Below are 21,174 nucleotides of genomic sequence, written 5' to 3'. Positions count from 1 at the left end.
ATGTCCGTCACTCCGTTAACGCGGCGCCGCAAGCTGGGGCCGTGGATGGCGACCGCGCTGGTCGTCGGCAACATGATCGGCTCGGGCGTGTTCCTGTTGCCGGCGTCGCTGGCGGCCTTCGGCAGCGCGAGTCTGCTGGCGTGGGCGCTCACCGCGACCGGGGCGCTGTTACTGGCGCTGGTATTCGCCCGGCTCGGCCGCGCCTACCCCAAGACCGGCGGCCCGTACGCCTACGCCCGCCGCGCGTTCGGCGACTTCATCGGCTTTCAGACCGCGTGGGGATATTGGATCGCCGTGTGGGTGGGCAACGCCGCCATCGCGGTGGCGTTCGTCAGCTACCTCGGCTACTTCTGGCCCGTGCTCGCCGACACCGCCGTGCTCGCCGCGGGCGTCGCGCTGGCCGCGATCTGGCTGTTGACCGTCGTCAACGTCCGGGGAGTGCGGCTGGGTGGCTGGATCCAGGCCGTCACCACCGTCGCAAAATTGCTACCCCTGGTCGGGCTGGCCGTGGCTGCGCCGTTCTTCGTCGACGCCGCCGACTTCACCCCGTTCAACCCGAGCGGCCAGAGCACGTTCGGGGCCCTCACGGCCGCCGCCGCGCTGACACTGTGGGCGTTCATCGGCATCGAGTCGGCCACCGTGCCCGCCGAGGACGTCGACGATCCGGAGCGGACCATCCCCCGCGCCACCGTCATCGGCACGATCACTACCGCGGCGGTCTACGTCCTGGGCACCGTCGCGGTGTTCGCCGCCGTGCCTCGCGCGCTGTTGACGGAGTCCACCGCACCGTTCGCGGACGCGGCCGAGGCCATGTTCGGCGGCTGGGCGGGCACCGCGGTCGCCATCGGCGCGATCGTCAGCGCGTTCGGCGCGCTCAACGGCTGGATCCTGCTGCAGGGCCAGGTGCCGATGGCCGCCGCCCGCGACGGGCTGTTCCCGCGGGTGTTCGCCAAGACGTCGCGCTGGGGCACGCCGGCCGTGGGGCTGGTCGTCTCCAGCGTGCTGGTCACCGGGCTCATGCTGTTGAACTACAACGCCGGGCTGGTCGAGCAGTTCAACTTCGTGATCCTGCTGGCCACGCTCACCACGTTGATCCCGTACGCGTACGCCGCGGCGGCGCAGCTCATGCTGGCCCTCACCGACCGGGAGCACTTCTCCGGCAGGAGGCTGGCGGGCGACGCCACGGTCGCCGTCGTGGCGTTCGCCTACGCGTTGTGGACCATCGCCGGGTCCGGCTACGAGGTCGTCTACAAGGGGACGCTGCTGATGCTCGCCGGCATTCCGGTCTACGTGTGGCTGAAGTACCGCGACCGCGACGACACCGTCCGTATCGACAGGAAGGCGGCATGAGCGTGTTCCATGTTGACAGCGAGGTGGGCACGCTGCGACAGGTCATCCTGCACCGCCCCGGGCTGGAGCTGATGCGGCTCACGCCGAGCAACTGCGATGAGCTGCTCTTCGACGACGTGCTCTGGGTCAAGCGGGCCCGCCAGGAGCACGACGCCTTCGCCGACACCCTGCGCGAGCGCGGCGTGACCGTCCACCTCTTCGACGAGCTACTGGCCGAGACTCTCAAGCTGGATGAGGCCCGGGCGTGGGTCCTGGACCGGGTGGTCACCGAGTCCGCGTTCGGCCCTGCGCTCGCGCCCCCGCTTCGCCAGGAACTGGAGGCGATGCCGGTGGACGCCCTGACCCGCCATCTCATCGGCGGGTTGACCAAGCGCGAGCTCGGTCTGGCAGCCGACAGCCTGCGCCTGGCCGGGCTCGGCGAGGACGACTTCATCCTGCCGCCTCTGCCCAATCACCTGTTCACCCGCGACGCCTCGGCCTGGATCTACGGCGGGGTGTCCCTGCATCCGATGGCCAAACCGGCCCGCCGCCGCGAGACCACGCACGTGGCGGCCGTGTACGCCTTCCACCCGATGTTCGGCGGACGGGCGCCGGTGTGGTTCCCGGCGGAGGCCGAGCAGCCCGCCAGCATCGAGGGCGGCGACATCCACGTCGTCGGCGACGGCGCGGTGCTGGTGGGGATGAGCGAGCGCACCACGCCGCAGGCGATCGAGCTGCTCGCCCGCCGCCTGTTCGAGGCCGAAGCCGCCGAGCGCGTCATCGTCGCCGCCCTGCCGAAGAAGCGGGCCTTCATGCACCTGGACACCGTGATGACGATGGTCGACCGCGGTGTCTTCGTGGCCTACCCGGAACTGCCGCCGCTGCGCTCGTTCACCCTCACTCCAGGCCTGCGCGTACGGGAGAACGACGACCTGTTCGAGGCGCTCGGAGCGAGCCAGATCCTGCGCGCCGAGCAGGACGTGTGGGCCGCCGAGCGCGAGCAATGGGACGACGGCACCAATGTGCTGGCCATCGCCCCCGGCGTGGTCGTCGCCTACGAGCGGAACGTCACCACCAACACCATGCTCCGTAAGCACGGCATCGAGGTCATCACCATCTCCGGCGCCGAGCTGGGACGCGGCCGTGGCGGCCCGCGTTGCATGAGCTGCCCCATCGAAAGGAACCCCCTGTGAAAGACCTGCTGCGCATAGTCGACCTGACCCCGGACGACATGACTCATCTGCTCGACCGCGCCGACCACTTCCAGCGGCATCCCCTCGACTCCCGCGAGCTGCTGGCCGGCCGGACGGTGCTGCTGTACTTCACCAAGCCGTCCACCCGCACCCGGATCTCCTCTGAGACCGCCGTGGTCCGACTTGGCGGGACGCCGCTCACCGTCGGTCCCGCCGAGCTGCAGCTCGGCCGTGGCGAGACCATCGCCGACACCGCCCATGTCGTGAGCTCGTACGCGGACGCTGTGGTGATCCGCACCTTCGACGACGAGGAGGTGAGAAGCTTTGCCCGCGCGGCCCGCGTACCGGTGATCAACGCGCTCACTGATGGCCATCATCCGCTGCAGGCGCTCGCCGACCTGATGACGCTGCGCGAGGTCGCCGGCGATCTGCCCGGACGGAAGATCGCCTATATCGGTGCGGCGACCAACGTCACGCACAGCCTCATGGAGGCCGCTGCCTTGGCCGGGCTCTCGATCGCCGTCGCGACCCCGGCCGGGTACGCGCCCGATCCGGCCGTCGAAGCCATGGCCAGGAAGCTCTCCGCAGGAGGGGAACTGCTGCTCACCGACGATCCCTACGAGGCGGTCGAGGGAGCCGACGCCGTCTACACCGACGTGTGGCTGTCCATGGGGGATCCGCCGGAAGAGAAAGCCGCGCGTGTCGCCGCGCTGACCCCCTATCAGGTCACCGCCGGGCTGATGGCCGCCGCGGGGCCCGGTGCGATCTTCCTGCACTGCCTGCCCGCCCATCGCGGCGAGGAGGTGACGGCCGAGGTGATCGACGGTCCCTCGTCCCGGGTGTTCCGCCAGGCCGCCAACCGGCTGCCCATTGCGCAGGCCGTGCTCGAGGCACTGCTCGCCCGCGATCTGGCCGGTGCGCTGTGAGGATCGTCATCGCGATCGGCGGGAACGCGCTGCTGCACCGCGGCGAGCGGGCCGATGCCGCGACGCAGATCCGCAACGTCGCCTCCGCCGCCGAGCAGCTGGCGTGGGTCGCCGAACGTCACCAACTGCTCATCGTGCACGGCAACGGCCCTCAGGTGGGGCTGCTGGCCGAGGAGAGCGAGCGCGACCCCACTTTGGAACGCGGCTACCCCCTGGACACGCTGGTGGCCGAGACACAAGGCATGATCGGCTACTGGCTGGCGCAGAGCATCGGTCGCCGCCTGCCGGACACACAGGTCGGCGCGCTTGTCACCCAAGTCGTCGTGTCCGCCGCGGACCCCGCCTTCGACCACCCCGACAAACCCATCGGTCCCTACTACCCGACGGAGGAGGCCGAACGGCTGGCTCGCGAACGTGGCTGGGAGTTCACCAAGGAAGAGTTCGGCATGCGGCGCGTCGTTCCCTCGCCGCACCCGATCCGGGTCATCGAACTGCCCATCATCAAGCGACTGCTGGACGACGGGTGCGTGGTGATCTCCGGTGGGGGAGGCGGGGCGCCGGTCGCGGCCGATCGGTCAGGCCTGGAGGGGGTGGTGGACAAAGACCTGGTCGCCGCGCTGCTCGCCGAACAGGTTCAGGCCGATCTGCTGGTCATCCTGACCGACGTGCCGAACGTGTACGCACACTACGGGACCCCGCGCGAGCGTCCCCTTGTGCTCGTCTCCCCGGAGGAGCTGGAGGCCATGTCGTTCGCGGCGGGCTCCATGCGACCGAAGATCGACGCGGTCTGCGCGTTCACCCGGGCGACCGGACGGCCGGCGGTCATCGGCGCACTGGACGAGCTCGCGGCCGTGGTCACCGGCGCACGCGGCACCCGCATCCAGCCGGTGCCCGCCCATTTCGGGTGAGAGGACCAAAGGCGCATGAAGACGTGAGGGACGCCCCTTAGCGGAACAGCCTGGCAGGAAGACCGTGAAGGGAGAGCGATCGAGCGGAGGCGACGATGAAGAACGAATTCGGCGTAGCGGTGGGCTATGAGGATGCCCCATCGGCAAGAGAGGCCCTGCGATGGGGTGCTGCCGAAGCCACAGACAGGAGGCTGCCCCTGACCGTGTGCCACGCCTGGGAGTGGCCGTACCACGAGTGGCCCGGCGAGATCGTGCCGCTCGAACTCGTCCGCCGCCCAGCGCAGCGACTCGTCGAAGCCGCCGCGGGGCGGGTCCGCCGTCGACACCCTGACATCACCGTCAACACGCTGATCGATCGCGGCAGGCCGGGCGAGCTTCTCGTGGAGCTGTCCACGGACGCGGCACTGATCGTGGTGGGCTGTCGCGGCCTTGGCGCACTCGGAGGATTGGTGGCCGGCTCCGTCAGCGGCCATGTCGCCGCGCATGCCAGGTGTCCCGTAATCGTCATGCGAGGCCCTGCGGAGGCCCACGGCGCCCGAGAGGTGGTGGCGGGGTTCGACTCCTCACGGTCGTCCGTGGCGGCGCTGGACTTCGCTGCCGGAGAGGCGGTTCGGCTGGGAGCTTTGCTCAAGGTAGTGATCGCATATCAGGGCCGCGGCCGAGATGCCGGCGCGCTGCAAACGCCTGTCCAAGCCGAAGGGCTGGCCTGGGACGAGCTGACCCTGCTGCGGCGCCGGTATCCGGACCTACGGGCCGGCATCGAGCTGGTGGACGAGCCGGCGCGCCCGGCGCTGCTCGAAGCGGCATGTAAGGCGCGCCTGCTGGTGGTCGGCTCGCGGGGTCTGGGCGAGGTCCGGGGACTGCTGCTCGGGTCGGTCAGCCAGGCCATCGTGCATCACGCACCGTGTCCGGTCGCCATCGTGCACGACGACTGCGCCGCCCCTCCTCCCAGCGCATTGACGGGACGAAGGTCCTGACGCTGGGGGCCGTACGGCACTGCTTCCCGAAGGCCGCAGGCGGTGTGCTTGAGGTGTGACAAGGACGACGCATCCGCAGCGAAAGGGGGCCGTCATGGCCACCACCGTCAACACGTCCGGCAGGCAGACTGCTACCGCCGCCGGCAAGCAACCGGTCGACTACGTCTGGGCGATCGCCCGGATCTCGATCGGCTGGATCTTCCTGTGGGCCTTCCTGGACAAGACCTTCGGCTGGGGCTTCGCCACTCCCGCCAACCGCGCCTGGATCGCCGGCGGCAGCCCCACCACCGGCTTCCTCAAGGGCACCGGCGAGAACGCACTTGGCGGCTTCTTCGGCTCCCTCGCCGGACAGGCCTGGGTGGACTGGCTGTTCATGGCCGGCCTGCTGGGCATCGGCCTCGCGCTGGTCCTGGGCATCGGCACCCGCGTCGCCGCCGGCGCCGGCACGCTGATGCTGGTCCTCATGTGGGCGGCCGAACTGCCCCTGGCCAACAACCCCTTCGTGGACGACCACCTCATCTACTCGATCGTGCTCATCGGCCTCGCCCTCGCCGGCGCGGGCACCACGTTCGGACTCGGCAACCTGCCGATCGTCCAGCGCACCCCCTGGCTGAAGTAGTGCCGACCGCCACCCGCCCGCCTCCGGCCACCGGAGGCGGGCGTCGCGCTTTGCGGGCGCGCCCGATGCGAATGGACGTCGAACGAGCCTGAAACTTCGTAAGACCGAAGGCTGGAGGTCCTGATGCCGCGTGACCGGGTCCTCTACTGCCTCGCGAGCGTGGGATCGATCGTGGATGTAGGTTCAGCAATTACGCTCCTTCAGGAGCGATTGATCGCCACCTATCGAGACCGGCACAGCCCCGCCACATCGCCGCTGCGCAGTCGGCCCCTACGGGCTGGCAGACGAACGTCGTCGACGTCGAGGCGGACGACCTCGCTGGTGTGGGGCCGACGACCGTCGAGGCCGATACGTCCTCGATCGTGGCGCTCAGAATCTTGCCCGGATGGAGGGGTAAGGCGGACCTGATGAGCCGTCTCCTGGCCGAGCGCGGCTACCAGGTGGTCTTCCAGAACTGCCGCGGCACCTTCGGCTCCACCGGAGAGTTCGAGCCGTTCAGGAACGAGCGCGAGGACGGCCTGGCGACGCTGGAATGGCTCGCCACCCAGCCGTGGTTCAGCGGCTCGGTGGCCATGTTCGGCCTCAGCTACTACGGCTACGTGCAACTGGCCTCGGGCGCGGGCGCCCCCGACTACCTCAAGGCGCTGGTGCCGCAGATGGCCGCCTCCCGTGTCTACGGCGTGCTGCGCGGCGAGCCGATGCGCCTCGACGGCGCGCTCAGCTGGCTGTACACCACCTACAACGGCCATCTCGCCACGTCACTGCTCGACAAGACCCGGGTGACGCTCCGGCGTACCAGCGCCTTACGCGCTGGCTTTCAGCACCTGCCGGTCGGCGAAGCAGACCACGCGGCGCTCGGGCGCCCCATCCCCTTCTTCCAGGACATCGTGCGGTACGGCAGACCGGAGGACGATCTGTGGGCCGCGACGGACAACTCCAAGCACGTCCCCGGCATCCAGGCCCCCGTGCACTTCCTGGCCGGATGGTACGACTTCTTCCTCCGCGACGAACTCGCCGACTACCAGGCACTACGGGACGCGGGCAAGAACCCCTACCTCACCATCGGCCCGTGGACCCACGCGTCGCTGCCCGGCATGAAGGCCGGCTTCAAGGAGAGCCTGGAATGGTACGACGCTCACCTTCGCGGTGACGTCGGCGCGCTGCGCTCCGCTCCGGTGCGGGTCTGCGTGATGGGCGCCGACACGTGGGTTGACCTGCCGTCCTGGCCGCCTCCGTCCACTCCCGTACTGCACTACCTGCGAGCCGGAGGTTCGTCGTCCACGGAGCCACCCGCAAGCCAGGATCAGCCCTCGCGCTACCGCTACGACCCCGCCGACCCGACGCCCAGCCTCGGCGGTGCGGTGATCAGCGGTGGCGGTGCCAAGGACAACCGCAAACTCGAGGCCCGCCCGGACGTCCTCACCTTCACCGGCGACCCAGTACGAGCCGACACGACCATCATGGGCACCGTCTCGGTCAGCCTGCACGCCCGCTCGACGCTCGACCACACCGACTTCTTCGCCCGCCTGTGCGACGTCGCACCCAAGGGCACGTCCACCAACCTGTGCGACGGCATCATCCGTCTCGACCAGGGCGGCACCCGGCAGGTGACCATCAGCCTGACCCCCACGGCCCACTGCTTCAAGCCCGGCCACCGCATCCGCCTGCAGATCTCCAGCGGCGCGCACCCCATGTACGACCGCAACCCAGGCACCGGTGAACCGCTCGCCACCACAACCGCGATGCGCCCCGCCGACCAGGAGATCCTCCACGATGCCGCGCATCCCTCGGCGCTCATCCTGCCCGTCGTGTAGCTGCGGCGTGAGCATGAGGCGAGGCTGTGTGGTACTTCGGTGCGGCTTCCGTCACGCCCGCGTGCTGCTTGAGATCCCCCTCGCCTGCAGTCTGTTCATCGGCATCTTCACCAACCTGACCAGCGCAGGTCCCCTCGCACCGCCCAGGTTGCTGTGCTGACCGGTCCGAGTGCGCCGGACTCGCTTCCCCGCGAAGCGGATCGAGTCGCCAACGGCTGTCCGCCGGGTCCTCAACCCGGTACTTTCTTGGACGGACGATGAACGACGTGGATGGCTCCCTTTCACGGAGCCTGGACACGTTCGGCCATGCGACGGGGTCGCTCGCGCCCGGGGACGAAGTCCTGCCCAAGGTCACGGAAGCCCGTGTGATCAGGTGAAGGTTCACGGGCGTCGTGGCAGTCGTCATGCTTGTGAGCGAGTGTCTTCAGAGCCGGGGCGTCGGTGCGGCATGCGGCGTGTCAGGGACGGTGCTCCTGGTGAGGCCGATGCCGAACAGAATGAGCCCAATGCCGGAGATCAGCAGGATCCCGGTCGCGACGAACAGCCAGGTGGTCAGTTCGTCCAGCCACGGGAGGGCGGCGGCCAGCCGGAGATCTGCCGAGATCGTGGGACTCGAGTCCGAGTTCATGATCACGATCGTCCAGTCGCCCGGTTCGATGTCCCATTCGAGACTTCCCGACCCCGTGGCCGTCCAGAAGGTCTGCGTGGTGGGAGGAGCGGCAGGCTGACCGCCCAGGTGCCGCGCGTAGGCAATGTCGTCGGGCCCCGGTCCGAAGGCCAGGTGAGTGATGCGGTCGTAGCCGGCGTTCTTCAGATATGCGTCCACGTCGGTTCGGCGGCCGATGCCGATGAAGAGCGGGTTACCAGTGGTGGTCGCCTCAATGCGGACCTTACCGGTGAAGCCGCGCAGATACTCCACGCCCTGGCCGTCAACGGCGATCTCGTCCGTGGTCAGCGCGTACGCCGGGGTGGCGATCCGCTCGCTGGTCGTGCTGACGAAGCCATCGCCGGAGCGGGACTGGGCGAGCAGTGCCGAGAGCGAGCCGGCCGCGGCTGTCCCGATCGCGCCGAAGGCGAGCACCGCACCCAGCACCATCGCCACGATTGAGCCGGCGTTGTGCCGTACAGGCGCATGTCGTGGAGCGGACGGTGCGTCCACGCGGGGCAGCTCGTGGCCGCCCTGCTCCAGCCGGAAGGGCGGGTACGCGTCGGTCATGAGGGTGGCGTAGGCGGCCACTCTGAGCGCCCACCGGTTCATGCCGACAACGAGGTCGTGGATGCCGTGGGGGTAGCGGCCGGTGAACAGCAGGGACAGGGCGGCGACGAGGACCAGCAGCCCGATGAGACCGCCCCAGTCGAGCGTGTAGAGGACGCCGCCGCCGTCGGGCAGGCCGCTCCACCAGGAGATCACGCTGCCGCTGGTGAACAGGCCCACGATGAGATAGTGCGGGAGAGCCAGCAACCACCACTTGACCAGCACCAGCCCGCGGGAGAGCCGCTCGGGATAGTCGATTTCCAGCGTGGCCGGGTAGCCCGGGGCCGGGCCGAGCGTGAAGGGTGGGTAGCGGTCGGTGCCCAGGGCGCCGTAGGTGTAGTACGCCACCCGCCAGGTCCAGCGCAGGACGCCGACATTGAAGTCGAACAATGCGCGTGGGTAGCGGCCGGTGAAAAGGATCGCGAAGAACGCGATGACGGTGAGGACCGCGAAGGCGATCCACAGCAGGCTCAGAACGATGTAGTGGGGTATCGCCAGGAGCCACTTGACGATCCAGAGGCCACGATTGAGCGGCTCCTCGAGCCGCGCCTCCACTCTTACGGGATAAGTACTCATGCTTCGAGCGCACCATCGTTCCGCACAGATGCCTGGAGGCGAAGGTCCCGATCTGGGCGCCGATGGACACCGGACACGGAAGAAGGTCCAAGGACCTCAGACTTGGGACTTCGTGCCCCAGACGGTGGTCGGCGAGAGCGCCACTCTGGTGCCCAAGGGCATGAGAGAAGGGAGTCCGCCGATGCGCTGGGACGAGATGTCGAAGAGACAGCAGGGCATGCTGCTGACGCTGGTGTCCGTGGAGGTCTCGCTGACCACGGCTGCCGCGGTTGATCTCTGCTTCCGCCCTCAGCACGATGTGCGCGGGCATAAGGGGCTGTGGTGGCTGGGGATCTTCGTGCAGCCGTTCGGGCCCATCTCCTACCTGCTGTGGGGACGACGACGGCCATGCACGTGATCTCGCTGTGGAAGGCGCTCGATCGTCTCCAGAGCCGCATGGTGAACCCGGTCGTCGCCTGGCTGCCCCGAACACCGTTACATGGCCTGCTGTCGAAGCGGATCATTCTGTTGACCGTCAACGGCCGCGCTCAGGCGTACGCGCTGAGAGCCGTGCTCCCCGCCGTCCGGACCCGCGGTCGCGGCTCTGAGCGGGGCCGCGCTGGTGCGCTTGATTTATCCCATCGTTCCCTCCCGGCCTTGTTGATCGGCGCGATGGCCGTGGGCGGCCGATGGTCCCTGGCAACGAGGACTTCCTCCTCTGCCGCCGCAGGCGCGTCGGGTGTGAGCTGGAGGCGTGGGAGATCGGGACCACGGAAGGAGGCCGCGATGAACCTGCCTGACCGGCGGGAGATCAGGATCCCGGAGCTGCTGGAGTGGCTGGAGCACCCGACGCTCGGGTTCCGGCCGTTCGGACAGATCCTCCGGGTCGAGGATTACGTCGCAGACGGCCGGTATGTGCTGCGCGTAGAACTACCCGGAATCGACCCCGACAAGGATGTCGAGGTCATCGTGGACGACGGCGTGCTTCACATCCGGGCAGAGAAGAGCCGGAAGACCACCGAGCCGCACCGCTCCGAGTTCGCCTACGGGTCGCTCTCCCGGTCGGTGACGCTGCCGGCGACGGCCAAGACCGACGACGTCAAGGCGGTCTACAAGGGCGGCGTCCTGGAGGTCAGCGTTGGGCTGGCCGAAGGAAGGAAGGCGGAGGGCCGGCGGATCACCGTCGAGCACTGACGCCTGGGCGAGCGTGGGACGGGGCGCCTGCCCACGCTTCGCTGTTTCTGAAGAAGGTCGATGATGAACCGAGCAATCGTCGTGGGCGTTGATGGATCGAAGGCCGCGAGGTCAGCCCTCGCCTGGGCCGCCGAGGACGCCGTACGTGCAAGTCTGCCGCTGCGCATCGTGCACGTGCGCGAGCCCTGGGCGGCCGAGCACCCGCTCACCGCCTCCAGCGGCAAGGAGACGTTGACCGAGCGGTGCAACCTCCTGCTCGACGCCGCGGCCGAGCAGGCACGTACGCTCGCCCCGGGGACGCAGATCTCGACCGCCCTGGTCACCGGTGCGGTGATGGAGCGGCTCAGGAGCGAGTCGGAGGCGGCCGAGACCTTGGTGGTGGGCAGCCGGGGGCTGGGCGGATACACCGGGCTGGTGGTCGGCTCGGTGGCGCTCGGGCTCGCCGGGCACACCGACAGCCCGCTGGTCGTCGTCCGGGTGCTCCCGCGCGAGGAGCGCGGTGAGATCGTGGTCGGCTACGACGGCTCCCCGGACGCGGACCGCGCGATGGCGTACGCCCTCCACCAAGCCACCGTTCGCACGACGCGGGTTCGCGTGCTCTACGGCAGGCGATACCCCGTTCTCGCCCCGCATCCTGCCGGATACGGTCCCATTCCCGTCGACGAGGCGGCCGAGATCGGGCGGCGTCTGGCACCCTGGCGGGACAAATACTCTGAGGTCGAATTGGTCGAGTCGATCGTGCCTGGACACCCGGTTCCGGCCCTGGTCGAGGCGTCGAAGGCGGCCGATCTCGTCGTCGTGGGGTCACGCGGCAGGGGCGGGTTCACCGCCGCGGTGCTCGGCTCGGTCAGCCATGGGGTTCTGCACAGGGCGCGCTGCCCGGTGGCCGTGATCGGTACGCCGAGGAGGCGGCCATGACCGTGATCGTCGCGCCGCCGCACCTCACCGAAGAAGCACGGCATGACTGGGACGTGTTGCAGCGTGCGACCGAGCAAGCGGGCGTGTTCGACCCAGGACAGGCCGACCTGCTGCCCGAACCGGCGCGGCGCTGGGTCCTGCACGCCATCGCCCCTGGTACGTCCTTGCTGCGGGCCGTCGTCCTGAGCATGCGCGGCACGATCAAGCTCGGTGCGTGGCGGCGGTTCCGGGCCACTCAGGTCCTGCGGCCGTTGGAGGGCTTTGTCTGGTCCGCGAGCGTCTTTCTCGGGTTGCTGCCGGTGCACGGCTTCGATCGGTACCGCGCCGAGGCCGGCGAGATGCGCTGGCGCTTGCTTGACACCTTTTCGATGATGTCAGGCACTGGGCCGGATATCACCAGGAGCGCGGCCGGGAGGTTGGCGTGCGAGTTCGTGCTAGCGCCCGCGGCAGCGCTCGATCCACGCGTGCGGTGGAAGGCACTTGACGGGCGACGTGCTGTCGCCAGCCTTCCGATCGGCTCCGTGGATCACGATATGACCCTGACCATAGCGCCGGACGGCCGACTGGAGAGGGTGACCATGAGCCGTTGGGGCAATCCCGACAAGGGCACGTATCGCGAGCATCTGTTCGGTGTCGACTGCGGGGACGAGATCACCTGGGACGGGTTCACCCTGCCTGTGCGGATACGAGGCGGCTGGTGGCCGGGGACAGAGCGGTGGACCGATGGCGAGTTCATCCGCTTCACCCTTGACGACGCGTTGTTCCGATGATCCCGGCCATGCTGGGCTGAGGCTCCCCGCGGCCCACGTCCATTTGCGCTGCTGATGGAGATGGGATCACGCTGTCGTGGGACGCTTGTGCCCACGACAGCGTGTCCGTGTTGTCCGGCGAGTCGAGGGACAGCCGGCTTCATGTCAGGCGCCGCCCCACACCGGGTAGTTGACGATGTCGTCGTTCTTCCAGCTGAGGTTGTCGTGGACGGCCACGACGCCGTCGATGTTCTCGATCAGGCGGACGGCCTTGATGGCCTGGCTGTGCTCGGCGAGCGTTCCGGACAGGGTGACCACGGCGTCGGACACGGTGACCTCCACGCCGAGGGTGTCGCTGTGGATCGTTTCCCGGACCTGGTTGGCGATGTCGGCGTCGTCGCGGAGGAAGACTTTGACCAGGTCGCGGCGGCTGACGATGCCGATGAGCCTGCCGCCGGCGTCGACCACGGGCAGGCGCTTTACGCCGTACTTGTCCATCTGCCGTGCGGCGAGGACGACGGAGGCGTCGGGGGTGGTGGTGTGGGCGGGGGCGGTCATCAGCTCGCCGGCGGTCTCGCCGAGGGCCTTGTAGAAGCCGCTGCCCTCGCTGCCGACGGTGTGGCGCAGGCGGGCGCGCAGCGGCGGGCGGTAGCCGTCGCCGTAGTAGCGCTCCTTGAACTCGTGCTTGGCCAGCAGGTCGGCCTCGGACACCACGCCCACGACGTGGTTGTCGTCGTCCAGCACGGGCACGCCGCTGACACCCCTGCTGATGAGCAGCTCGGCCACGGCGTGGAAGGAGGCGCCCTGGTTGACGGCGGCCACGTCCGTGGTCATGACGTTCTCGACGGTGGTTCTCATGGGGATCTCCGATGATGCTTGACCCGGACGATGCCGGGCACGGTACGGGCGAGCAGGTCGGCGATGTGGTCGGCGTGCTCGTGGGGCGGCCCGCTCAGCTCGGCCACGCCGTCGCGCACGGTGACCTGCCAGCTCGGGCCGAAGGGATACTGCTCGCGCAGCGCGGTGACCACCGCCTCGCGCAGCTCGCCGTCGGGGCGGGCGAGCATGGCCATCAGGTCGCAGCGGCTCACCATGCCGACGACCTCGTGGCCGCGGAGTACGGGCAGACTCTTGATGCGCTTGCCGACCATGAGGTCGATGGCGCTGGTGACATCGGTCGTCTCGGTGACGGTGACGACGTCACTGGTCATGACGTCCATCACCTGGCGCGGTGGGGGCTCATGGGAGCTCGGGGTGGGCCGTACGGTGGCGCGGGGGTCGGGCTCGAACTCGCCGCGCAGCAGGTCGAGCTCGCTGACCACGCCCACGAGGTGGCCGCTTTCGTCGACGACCGGAGCGGCGGTGATGTTGTGACCGTAGAGCCGCCGGATGGCCCGCCGCACCGGGTCGGTGTGGCGGACCGTCATGGCCGGGCTGCTCATGACCTCGCGCACGAGCATGGCTACCTGGCCTCCCACGTGGAGTCGTCGGTTTTCCAGGTCAGCTTGTTGACGACGTCGACCACGCCGTTGACCCGGCTGGTCATGCGGGCCGCGATGCCCGCCTCGGTGCGGCGGTCCATCCACCCTGACAGAGTGACCACGCCGTTGTTCACGGAGACGGTGACGCTGGAGGTGTCCACCCACAGGGTGCGGTCGAGAATGTCGTCGCGGATCTCGGCGGCGATCTCCTCGTCGTCGCGCAGGAACAGCTTGACCAGGTCGCGGCGGCTGACGACGCCCTGCAGCCGACTGTTGCGGTCGACGACGGCCAGGCGTTTGACGTCGTGGGCGTCCATGAGGCGGGCGGCCGCGACCGCGGTCGCCGCGGGGGTGATGGTGATGGCGGGGCTGGTCATCAGGTCGGCGGCGGTGTCGCCTTCGGCTTTCTGGCGGCCCTTGGGGTGGCGCAGCCGGGCGCGCAGCGGCGGGCGGTAGCCCTCGTTGTAGAACTCCTCGCGGAACTCCTCCTTGCGGAGCAGGTCGGCCTCGGAGACCATGCCGATCACATGGTCGTCGTCGTCCAGCACTGGGACGGCGCTGATGCCGCCGGTGATGAGTGCTTGGGCGATGTCCTTGAACGGGGTGGCGGCGGTGACGGAGACGACCTTGGCCGTCATCACGTCTTCGACAGTCATGCGCATCGTCGGTCAGCTCCTTTCCGACTTCTGCACGAGGATGCGGGTGCTGGCCGGCTTGCGTTCGGCGAGCTTCACGCTGACCTCGAGGATGCCCATGTCGTAGGTGGCCGTGACGTCCTTGTCGTCCGCGTCGGTGGGCAGCGCGATCGATCGGGTGAACGCGCCGTAGGCGAACTCGGTGCGGTGCGCGTCCTTCTCCTCGTGGCGGCGCTCGGCGTGGATGGTCAGGATGCCGTTGGCCAGGGTGATCTCGACGTCCTTGTCGGGGTCGATGCCGGGCAGCTCGGCGCGCAGCACGTACCGGCCATCCTTGACCAAGTCCTCGAATCTGATCCGCGGCGGCGGGCGCAGCCCGGCGAGCGGTACTTCGAGCAGGTCGAAGATCTCCGGGAAGAGTCCTCGCTCCCGGTGCACGATGGGGTTCATGCCTTCCTCCTTGTTGTGTCGCTTCCATCGCATCTCGCGAATGGTCGACGTTTTAGGGGCAGAGGTCCCGAAACGGGACGGTCGTTGGTCAGCGAAGTCGGCGAAGCAGAGGCGAGGGCGGCTTTTCGCAGGGTGCCACCCTGATCCGGGCGTCGACCGTGGTCGCGCCGCTCGGTGTGACGATGACCGGGTTGAGGTCGAGTTCGGCCACCTGCGGCAGGTCTTCGAGCAGCCTGCTGATCCGTACGACCTGATCGGCCAGGGCGGGGACGTCGGCGGGTGGTGAACCGCGGTAGCCGTGCAGCAGCGGGGCGCAGCGCAGCTCGCCGATCATGTCGAGGGCGTCGGTGATGGGTGGCACCCGGAAGGTGCGGTCGGCCAGCAGGTCGGCCATCACTCCGCCCATGCCGACCATGAGCAGCGGGCCGAACGTCGGGTAGTTGACACCGCCGACGATGATCTCCACGCCGCCGGGCAGCATGCGCTGGACGATCGCCCCGGTCATCTCCGCGCCGATCCGTGCCGACATGTCGTGATACGCCTGCCGTACTTCATCTGGCGTCTGGAGGTTCAGCCGTACCCCGCCGACGTCGCTTTTGTGTACGGGACCTGTGGCCTTGAGTACGACGGGCAGCCCGATGCGGGAGGCCGCCGCGGCGGCGGCCTCGGGCCCGTCCACGTCGATGGACTCCGCCGGCGTCATGCCGTAGCAGGAGAGCAGCCGGGCCGTGTCGGCGGGGGAGAGCCAGCCGCCGTCCGGGCGCGTCTCCAACGCCGAGCGGACGATCTCCCGGGCGGTCTTTTCATCAGCAGGTGGAGGTACTGGAACGGGTTCGACGGGGCGGCTGCGCCATTCGGCGTAATCCACGGCGTGGGCCAGCGCCTGGACGGCCTGTTCGGGGAAGGCGTAGCTGGGCACGCGTCCGTCGATCAGGCCGTCGTGGCCGACGATGCAGGCCAGCACGGTCCTGGCCGATCTCTTGGTGGCGTCCGCGATGGCCTGGCGGGTCGTCTCCAGACCGTCGCCGAACGGCGGGGTGTAGACGACGAGTACCACGTCGACGTCGGGCGAGGCGGCGAGCGCCTCGACGGCGGCGCCGATCTCGGCCGCGGTGGCGTCGGCGGTCAGGTCGACCGGGTTGCCCAGCGCGGCGGCGGCACGGGCGTCGAGCAGTCCGGGCGGCAGCTCGGGGACGGTCAGGCCGTGCCGCTCGCAGGCGTCGGCGGCCATCGCCTGCGGCCCGCCCGAGTTGCCCACGATGGCCACCCGGCGCCCGGCCGGCAGCGGCTGGGCGGCCAGCAGTTTGGCGACGTCGATCAGCTCGTGGACGCTGTCGAGCCGGATCACGCCGGCGGCGCGGGTGAGCGCGTCCACGGCCACGTCCGGGGTGGCCGCGGCGGCGGTGTGCGAGCGCACCGCCCGGCCGCCGGCCTCGCCGCGGCCGCTCTTGACCAGCAGCACCGGCTTGCGCTTGCCGACCCGGCGGGCGATGCGGGCGAACTTGCGCGGGTTTCCGAACGACTCCAGATACAGCGCGATCACGCAGGTGTCGTCGTCGTCCTCCCAGTATTCGAGCAGGTCGTTGCCGCTGACGTCGGCCTTGTTGCCGACCGACACGAACGACGACACGTCCAGCCGGTCCAGCAGCGCCGCCCCTACGGCGCCGGACTGTGACATCAACGCCACCCGCCCGCGGACGGGCCGGTGCGGCAGGAAGCTGGCATTCAGCCAGGCTCCGGTGTTGACCACGCCCAGGCAGTTCGGGCCGATCAGCCGCATTCCGGCGGTACGGCACAGCTGCAGCACTTCCGACTCCGCGCCGCGCTGCCCGGCCTCGGCGAACCCCGACGTCAGTACCACCAGCCCGGCCACCCCGGCCGCCGCGCAGTCGCGTGCCACCTGGAGCACGAGCCGGGCGGGCACCGCCACGACCGCCAGGTCCACGCCGCCGGGCACCTTCGCGTGGCAGGCCAGCCCGGCGATCTCGTCGGCGTTGGGGTTGACGGGGTAGATCGGCCCGCCGAAGCCGCCGTCGATGAGGTTGCGCAGCACCTTGTGCCCGACCGACCGCTCGTTGCGGCCGGCGCCGATCACCGCCACCGAACGCGGCGCCAGCACCCGCGCCAACGAGGCCCGCCCGGCCTCGTGGTCACGGGCCTCGATGGCCGCCATCAGCCTGGGGGTGGGCTCGGCGGCGATGCTGACGTGCAGGGTGCCCCCGTCGAATCGCTGGACCACGTTCAGGCCGAGGTCGCGCAGCACCCGGATCATCGGCCGGTTCTCGGCCAGCACGTCGGCGACCAGCTCGCGCACGCCGTGCTCGGCGGCGTTCACGGCGAGGTGCTCCAGCAGCAGCGTGCCCAGGCCATGCCCGTGCACGGCGTCGTCCAGGAGGATGGCCAGGTCGGCCCTGCCGCCATCGATGGGGATGTACTCGGCGACCGCGACCAGCCGGCCGCGCAGGCCGGCCACCAGCGCGTGGCCGTCGTACTTGTCACCGGTGATGCGGTCGATGTAGGCGTGCGCGGTGTTGCGGCCGCCGGTGAAGAAACGCAGGTAGGCCGAGCGTTCCGACGAGCGGTCGACCAGCTCGTGCAGGGCTTGGCCATCGGTGGGGCGGAGCGGGCGCACGTGGGCGATGTCGCCATCGCGCAGCAGGACGTCGTAACCCTCGGACATGCCGGATCTCCCGTTCCTTATGTGTCGCGCAGGTCTTGTCGGCGTGAGCGTGGCGTACCTCTCACTACCGAGGCTCCTCGGCAGCCGGGCGCGCCAGGAGTGCCGGACGTCCCTGGCCTTGAGGCCGAAAGTCCCTGCCAGGTCGCATCGAAGGAAAGTGAGGCTGGCGGACATGACTACCGTGTCGCGGACCAGGTCCGGGCTGACCGCTGCCGAGGCCGGAGCGCGGCTGGCCGCCGACGGGCCTAACACGCTGCCGGCCGCTCGCCATACCTCTCCAGTGGTGTTGCTGCTGCGCCAGATGGTGCACTTCTTCGCCCTGCTGCTGTGGGGCGCATCCGTGCTCGCTCTGCTGGCCGGGATGCCGCAGCTGGCCGTGGCGATCGTCATCGTCGTGCTGCTGAACGGGGTGTTCGCCTTCGCCCAGGAGTACCGCGCCGACAAGGCCACCCAGCGGCTGGGCGAGCTCATTCCGGCCAACGCGGTGGTCCGCCGGGACGGCAAACGCCTGCTGGTCAGCGCGGCCGATCTCGTGGTCGGCGACGTGGTGCTGCTGGAAGCCGGCGACCGCGTCTCGGCCGATCTGGAGCTGACGGACGTGCACGCGCTCGCCGTCAACGAGTCGATGCTGACCGGGGAGAGCCGCCTGGTCCGGCCCGAGATGAAGGATCGCGCCTACGCGGGCACGTTCGTGGTGGAGGGCCAGGCCGAGTCCGTCGTGGTGGCCACCGGCCTGCGCACCAGGTTGGCCGCGATCGCCAAGCTCACCCGGGAGGCCAGCCGGCCGCCGAGCCCGCTGGCCGTCCAGCTCGGCAAGGTTGTCAAGATCGTTGCCGGGATCGCGCTGGCCGTCGGCGCGGCCTTCTTCGGATTGGCCATGCTGATCGGTATGGAGGCGGGCCAAGGCTTCCTGTTCGCCATCGGCGTCACGGTGGCGCTGGTCCCCGAAGGGCTGCTGCCGACGGTCACGCTCTCTTTGGCCCGTGCAGCGCAACGCATGGCGGCCAAGAACGCCTTGGTCCGCCACCTGGAGGCGGTGGAGACGCTCGGCTCGGCCACGTTCATCTGCACCGACAAGACCGGCACGCTGACCCGTAACGAGATGACCGTGGCCGACGTGTGGGCGCCCGCGCATGCGCGCGCCGAGGTGATGCGGTCGGCCGTGCTCAGCTCCACTGGCCGGATGAGCGACGGCAAACCGGTGGGCGATCCGATGGAGGTCGCGCTGCACGTTGAGGCACTGAGGATCGGCGCCGACTTATCGGGCGAGATCACCCGTCGCCACCCCTTCGATCCGGTACGGCGCCGCGCCTCTGTCGTGGCCGACAACCATCTGCACCTCAAGGGGGCGCCGGACATCGTAATTCCGCTCTGCGGTGGCGTACCGGGCGTGGAGGAGGCGCTGGCCCGGATGAGCGAACAAGGGCTGCGCGTGCTGGCGGTCGCCCGGGCGGACACGACCGAAGAACGCGATCTCCAATTTCTCGGCCTGGTCGGGCTGTACGACCCCCCTCGGGACGACGTGGCCGAAGCCATCTGGAAGTGCCGGGTCGCCGGTATCAAGCTGGCCATGATCACCGGCGATCACCCTGGTACGGCCCGCGCCATCGCCAAGGAGGTGGGCCTGCTCGGCGACGACGAGCTCGTGGTCAGCGGCGCCGAGCTGCCTGCCGACGACGCCGCGCTGGGCGAGCTGCTCGACCGTGACGGCGTGGTCGTGGCCCGTGTCACCCCTGAGGACAAGTTGCGCATCGCCCGCGCCCTCCGCGGCCGAGGCCACGTCGTGGCGATGACCGGCGACGGCGTCAACGACGGGCCCGCTCTGCGCGAGGCCGACATCGGCATCGCCATGGGCGCCTCCGGCACCGATGTCGCCCGCGAGGCCGCCGACCTGGTGCTCCTCGACGACCGCTTCGCAACCATTGTCACCGCCGTCGAACTGGGCCGCGCCACCTACGCCAATGTGCGCCGTTTCCTCACCTACCACCTCACCGACAACGTGGCCGAATTGACCCCGTTCGCGGTCTGGGCGCTGTCCGGCGGCACCATCCCGCTCGCGCTGAGCGTGCTGCAGGTGCTCGCCCTCGACATCGGCACCGACCTGCTGCCCGCCCTCGCTCTCGGTGCCGAACCCGCCAACCCGCGAACCATGCACGGCCCCGCCCGCTCCGGCAACCTCGTCGGCCGTCGCCTGCTGGTCCGCGTCTTCGGCGTGCTCGGTCCCGCCCAGGCACTGGCCGAGATGGGTGCCTTCGTCGCGGTGCTGCTGCTGGGGGGCTGGCACCTTGGCGCCGCGCCGAGCCCAGCTCTCCTGGCCGCCGCCTCGGGCACTGCCTTCACCGCTGTCGTGCTTGGCCAGTTCGCCAACGCCTTCGCCTGCCGCAGCGAATCCCGCTGGATCGGACGTCTGCGCTGGCGCACCAACTCACTCCTGCTGGGCGCGCTCGCCTTCGAGGCCATCATGCTGCTGCTCTTCCTCGCTCTGCCGCCCGTCGCGGGCGTGCTCGGTGGCGCGTTTCCGCCACCGGCCGGCTGGGCACTGGCCGCACTCGCCATCCCTGTGATGATCCTGGCCGACGCCGCCCACAAAGCCTGGCGAGCCCGGCGCGTGTGAAGCGGGAAGAGGACCAAGGTCCTCCAGGCGAGGGCTGGTCAGCCCTACGCATCGGATCTGCCGGCGCGCAGGCTGGTTGTAGGGAAGGGAGCTCACTGACATGAACCACATTGTGCTCGGCTATGACGGCTCAGACTTCGCTATGCAGGCCCTGGACTGGGCGCTCGACGAGGCCGAGCTCAGAAAGCTGCCCCTGACCGTCTTCCACGCCTGGCAATGGCCCTACGGTGAGGCGGATGAGGAGGCCAAGGCTCATCTGCGCAAGGCGGCCGATCATGTGCTGTGGCACGGCGCCGACTGCGCCCGCGCCACCAGCTCGGGCGTGCAGGTCGAAACCGACCTATACGAAGGATCTGCTGCCCAGCGCCTCGTCGAGCTCTCCGGCGGCGCCGCGCTCGTCGTGGTCGGCTCACGTGGCCTGAACGCATTGCCCCGGGCAGTCGTCGGCTCGGTCGCCGGATACGTCGCCGCCCACGCTGTCTGCCCAGTGATCATCGTGCGCGGCCCCGGCCCTCTACCTGCCTCGGCGAATCCCGGGCCGGTTGTCGTGGTCGACAAGGAGCCCGATGCGGCCGTCCTGGAGTTCGCGTTCAGCGAGGCGGCCATGCACCAGGTCCCCGTTACCGCTTCGGTGGATCTGGCCGACTGGTCGGCGCGCCACCCAGGAGTCCAGGTTCAGCAGGGCGACGCTCACGAGCGGCCGACCCTCATAGTCGTCGGGCGCAAGCGATCCGCACGTTCGGGCACCGCGAGCTTCCTGCTTCAACACGCGCCCTGCCCTGTCGCCGTGGTGACCGAGGGCGACTCTTGACCTGGGACCTTCGACCCTATCGGACGCCTTGCACATCGTGATGCGCTGAGTTCTCACGGTTGGAGG

The 21,174-nt window shown here is 69.5% G+C and carries 19 protein-coding genes; 13 read left to right on the top strand and 6 right to left on the bottom strand.

What is annotated here, in order from left to right; all coding sequences use genetic code 11:
- The 7 genes from ACIHFD_RS57200 to ACIHFD_RS57170 all read left to right on the top strand — a co-directional run bounded on the left by ACIHFD_RS57200 (position 1) and on the right by ACIHFD_RS57170 (position 7,766).
- Positions 1-1,350 carry an amino acid permease gene (locus tag ACIHFD_RS57200; protein ID WP_397374077.1) on the top strand — a complete coding sequence of 450 codons (1,350 nt, stop codon included), beginning with the start codon at positions 1-3 and terminating at the stop codon, positions 1,348-1,350.
- Positions 1,347-2,522: an arginine deiminase gene (locus ACIHFD_RS57195; RefSeq protein ID WP_397374076.1), complete on the top strand. Its 1,176-nt coding sequence runs from the start codon at positions 1,347-1,349 to the stop codon at positions 2,520-2,522. Before ACIHFD_RS57200 ends, ACIHFD_RS57195 begins: the two co-directional genes overlap by 4 nt.
- Positions 2,519-3,448: an ornithine carbamoyltransferase gene (argF, locus tag ACIHFD_RS57190; protein ID WP_397374075.1), complete on the top strand. Its 930-nt coding sequence runs from the start codon at positions 2,519-2,521 to the stop codon at positions 3,446-3,448. The genes ACIHFD_RS57195 and argF overlap by 4 nt, the downstream gene beginning before the upstream one ends.
- Positions 3,445-4,356, top strand: a complete 912-nt coding sequence (locus ACIHFD_RS57185) for a carbamate kinase (protein WP_397374074.1) — start codon at positions 3,445-3,447, stop codon at positions 4,354-4,356. The genes argF and ACIHFD_RS57185 overlap by 4 nt, the downstream gene beginning before the upstream one ends.
- 95 nt (positions 4,357-4,451) lie before the next feature.
- A complete protein-coding gene (locus tag ACIHFD_RS57180) occupies positions 4,452-5,333 on the top strand; it encodes a universal stress protein (protein ID WP_397374073.1) in 882 nt (293 codons plus the stop codon).
- A gap of 94 nt (positions 5,334-5,427) precedes the next feature.
- Entirely contained in the window at positions 5,428-5,952 is a 525-nt protein-coding gene (locus ACIHFD_RS57175; RefSeq protein WP_397374072.1) for a hypothetical protein, read from the top strand.
- Positions 5,953-6,275: 323 nt separating this feature from the next.
- Positions 6,276-7,766, top strand: a complete 1,491-nt coding sequence (locus ACIHFD_RS57170; protein WP_397374071.1) for a CocE/NonD family hydrolase — start codon at positions 6,276-6,278, stop codon at positions 7,764-7,766.
- A gap of 424 nt (positions 7,767-8,190) precedes the next feature.
- On the opposite strand, the gene ACIHFD_RS57165 is transcribed toward ACIHFD_RS57170, so the two are convergent.
- Complete coding sequence (locus tag ACIHFD_RS57165; RefSeq protein WP_397374070.1) at positions 8,191-9,597, bottom strand: DUF4389 domain-containing protein; 1,407 nt, start codon at positions 9,595-9,597, stop codon at positions 8,191-8,193.
- A 181-nt stretch (positions 9,598-9,778) separates the two neighbouring features.
- Between ACIHFD_RS57165 and ACIHFD_RS57160 the strand changes: the two genes are divergently transcribed.
- The 4 genes from ACIHFD_RS57160 (at position 9,779) to ACIHFD_RS57145 (ending at position 12,458) form a co-directional block, all read left to right on the top strand.
- Entirely contained in the window at positions 9,779-9,994 is a 216-nt protein-coding gene (locus ACIHFD_RS57160) for a PLD nuclease N-terminal domain-containing protein (RefSeq protein WP_397374069.1), read from the top strand.
- Between the two features lie 368 nt (positions 9,995-10,362).
- Positions 10,363-10,770, top strand: coding sequence for an Hsp20/alpha crystallin family protein (locus ACIHFD_RS57155; protein WP_397374068.1), 408 nt, complete (start codon positions 10,363-10,365; stop codon positions 10,768-10,770).
- A 60-nt stretch (positions 10,771-10,830) separates the two neighbouring features.
- Positions 10,831-11,688 carry a universal stress protein gene (locus ACIHFD_RS57150; protein ID WP_397374067.1) on the top strand — a complete coding sequence of 286 codons (858 nt, stop codon included), beginning with the start codon at positions 10,831-10,833 and terminating at the stop codon, positions 11,686-11,688.
- A complete protein-coding gene (locus ACIHFD_RS57145) occupies positions 11,685-12,458 on the top strand; it encodes a DUF6544 family protein (protein WP_397374066.1) in 774 nt (257 codons plus the stop codon). Before ACIHFD_RS57150 ends, ACIHFD_RS57145 begins: the two co-directional genes overlap by 4 nt.
- 144 nt (positions 12,459-12,602) lie before the next feature.
- Here ACIHFD_RS57145 and ACIHFD_RS57140 read toward each other — a convergent pair whose 3' ends face one another.
- From ACIHFD_RS57140 to ACIHFD_RS57120, 5 genes are all read right to left on the bottom strand, one after another.
- Complete coding sequence (locus ACIHFD_RS57140; RefSeq protein WP_397374065.1) at positions 12,603-13,295, bottom strand: CBS domain-containing protein; 693 nt, start codon at positions 13,293-13,295, stop codon at positions 12,603-12,605.
- Positions 13,292-13,897, bottom strand: coding sequence for an HPP family protein (locus ACIHFD_RS57135; RefSeq protein ID WP_397374064.1), 606 nt, complete (start codon positions 13,895-13,897; stop codon positions 13,292-13,294). Before ACIHFD_RS57135 ends, ACIHFD_RS57140 begins: the two co-directional genes overlap by 4 nt.
- A gap of 2 nt (positions 13,898-13,899) precedes the next feature.
- A complete protein-coding gene (locus tag ACIHFD_RS57130; protein WP_397374063.1) occupies positions 13,900-14,580 on the bottom strand; it encodes a CBS domain-containing protein in 681 nt (226 codons plus the stop codon).
- 6 nt (positions 14,581-14,586) lie between these two features.
- The gene (locus tag ACIHFD_RS57125) at positions 14,587-15,003 is read right to left on the bottom strand and encodes an Hsp20/alpha crystallin family protein (RefSeq protein ID WP_397374062.1); all 417 of its coding nucleotides are present in this window, start codon (positions 15,001-15,003) and stop codon (positions 14,587-14,589) included.
- Between the two features lie 88 nt (positions 15,004-15,091).
- Positions 15,092-17,683, bottom strand: a complete 2,592-nt coding sequence (locus ACIHFD_RS57120) for a GNAT family N-acetyltransferase (RefSeq protein WP_397374061.1) — start codon at positions 17,681-17,683, stop codon at positions 15,092-15,094.
- 172 nt (positions 17,684-17,855) lie between these two features.
- Between ACIHFD_RS57120 and ACIHFD_RS57115 the strand changes: the two genes are divergently transcribed.
- Together ACIHFD_RS57115 and ACIHFD_RS57110 are read left to right on the top strand one after the other, a co-directional pair.
- Complete coding sequence (locus ACIHFD_RS57115) at positions 17,856-20,297, top strand: cation-translocating P-type ATPase (RefSeq protein ID WP_397374060.1); 2,442 nt, start codon at positions 17,856-17,858, stop codon at positions 20,295-20,297.
- Between the two features lie 100 nt (positions 20,298-20,397).
- A complete protein-coding gene (locus tag ACIHFD_RS57110) occupies positions 20,398-21,108 on the top strand; it encodes a universal stress protein (RefSeq protein WP_397374059.1) in 711 nt (236 codons plus the stop codon).
- Positions 21,109-21,174: the final 66 nt, after the last annotated feature.

The organism is Nonomuraea sp. NPDC051941 (assembly GCF_044593615.1).
Note: the sequence above shows the minus strand (reverse complement) of the source record. Positions and strands in the feature narration are given on the sequence as shown.

What these genes read in the sequence shown, in the direction of transcription:
- ACIHFD_RS57130 (WP_397374063.1), bottom strand. Translation starts at nt 14,580, where the DNA reads ATGCGCATGACTGTCGAAGACGTGATGACGGCCAAGGTCGTCTCCGTC.
- ACIHFD_RS57120 (WP_397374061.1), bottom strand. Translation starts at nt 17,683, where the DNA reads ATGTCCGAGGGTTACGACGTCCTGCTGCGCGATGGCGACATCGCCCAC.
- ACIHFD_RS57115 (WP_397374060.1), top strand. Translation starts at nt 17,856, where the DNA reads ATGACTACCGTGTCGCGGACCAGGTCCGGGCTGACCGCTGCCGAGGCC.
- ACIHFD_RS57125 (WP_397374062.1), bottom strand. Translation starts at nt 15,003, where the DNA reads ATGAACCCCATCGTGCACCGGGAGCGAGGACTCTTCCCGGAGATCTTC.
- ACIHFD_RS57195 (WP_397374076.1), top strand. Translation starts at nt 1,347, where the DNA reads ATGAGCGTGTTCCATGTTGACAGCGAGGTGGGCACGCTGCGACAGGTC.
- ACIHFD_RS57140 (WP_397374065.1), bottom strand. Translation starts at nt 13,295, where the DNA reads ATGAGAACCACCGTCGAGAACGTCATGACCACGGACGTGGCCGCCGTC.
- ACIHFD_RS57150 (WP_397374067.1), top strand. Translation starts at nt 10,831, where the DNA reads ATGATGAACCGAGCAATCGTCGTGGGCGTTGATGGATCGAAGGCCGCG.
- ACIHFD_RS57135 (WP_397374064.1), bottom strand. Translation starts at nt 13,897, where the DNA reads ATGCTCGTGCGCGAGGTCATGAGCAGCCCGGCCATGACGGTCCGCCAC.
- ACIHFD_RS57200 (WP_397374077.1), top strand. Translation starts at nt 1, where the DNA reads ATGTCCGTCACTCCGTTAACGCGGCGCCGCAAGCTGGGGCCGTGGATG.
- ACIHFD_RS57110 (WP_397374059.1), top strand. Translation starts at nt 20,398, where the DNA reads ATGAACCACATTGTGCTCGGCTATGACGGCTCAGACTTCGCTATGCAG.
- ACIHFD_RS57165 (WP_397374070.1), bottom strand. Translation starts at nt 9,597, where the DNA reads ATGAGTACTTATCCCGTAAGAGTGGAGGCGCGGCTCGAGGAGCCGCTC.
- ACIHFD_RS57145 (WP_397374066.1), top strand. Translation starts at nt 11,685, where the DNA reads ATGACCGTGATCGTCGCGCCGCCGCACCTCACCGAAGAAGCACGGCAT.
- ACIHFD_RS57155 (WP_397374068.1), top strand. Translation starts at nt 10,363, where the DNA reads ATGAACCTGCCTGACCGGCGGGAGATCAGGATCCCGGAGCTGCTGGAG.
- ACIHFD_RS57180 (WP_397374073.1), top strand. Translation starts at nt 4,452, where the DNA reads ATGAAGAACGAATTCGGCGTAGCGGTGGGCTATGAGGATGCCCCATCG.
- ACIHFD_RS57175 (WP_397374072.1), top strand. Translation starts at nt 5,428, where the DNA reads ATGGCCACCACCGTCAACACGTCCGGCAGGCAGACTGCTACCGCCGCC.
- ACIHFD_RS57160 (WP_397374069.1), top strand. Translation starts at nt 9,779, where the DNA reads ATGCGCTGGGACGAGATGTCGAAGAGACAGCAGGGCATGCTGCTGACG.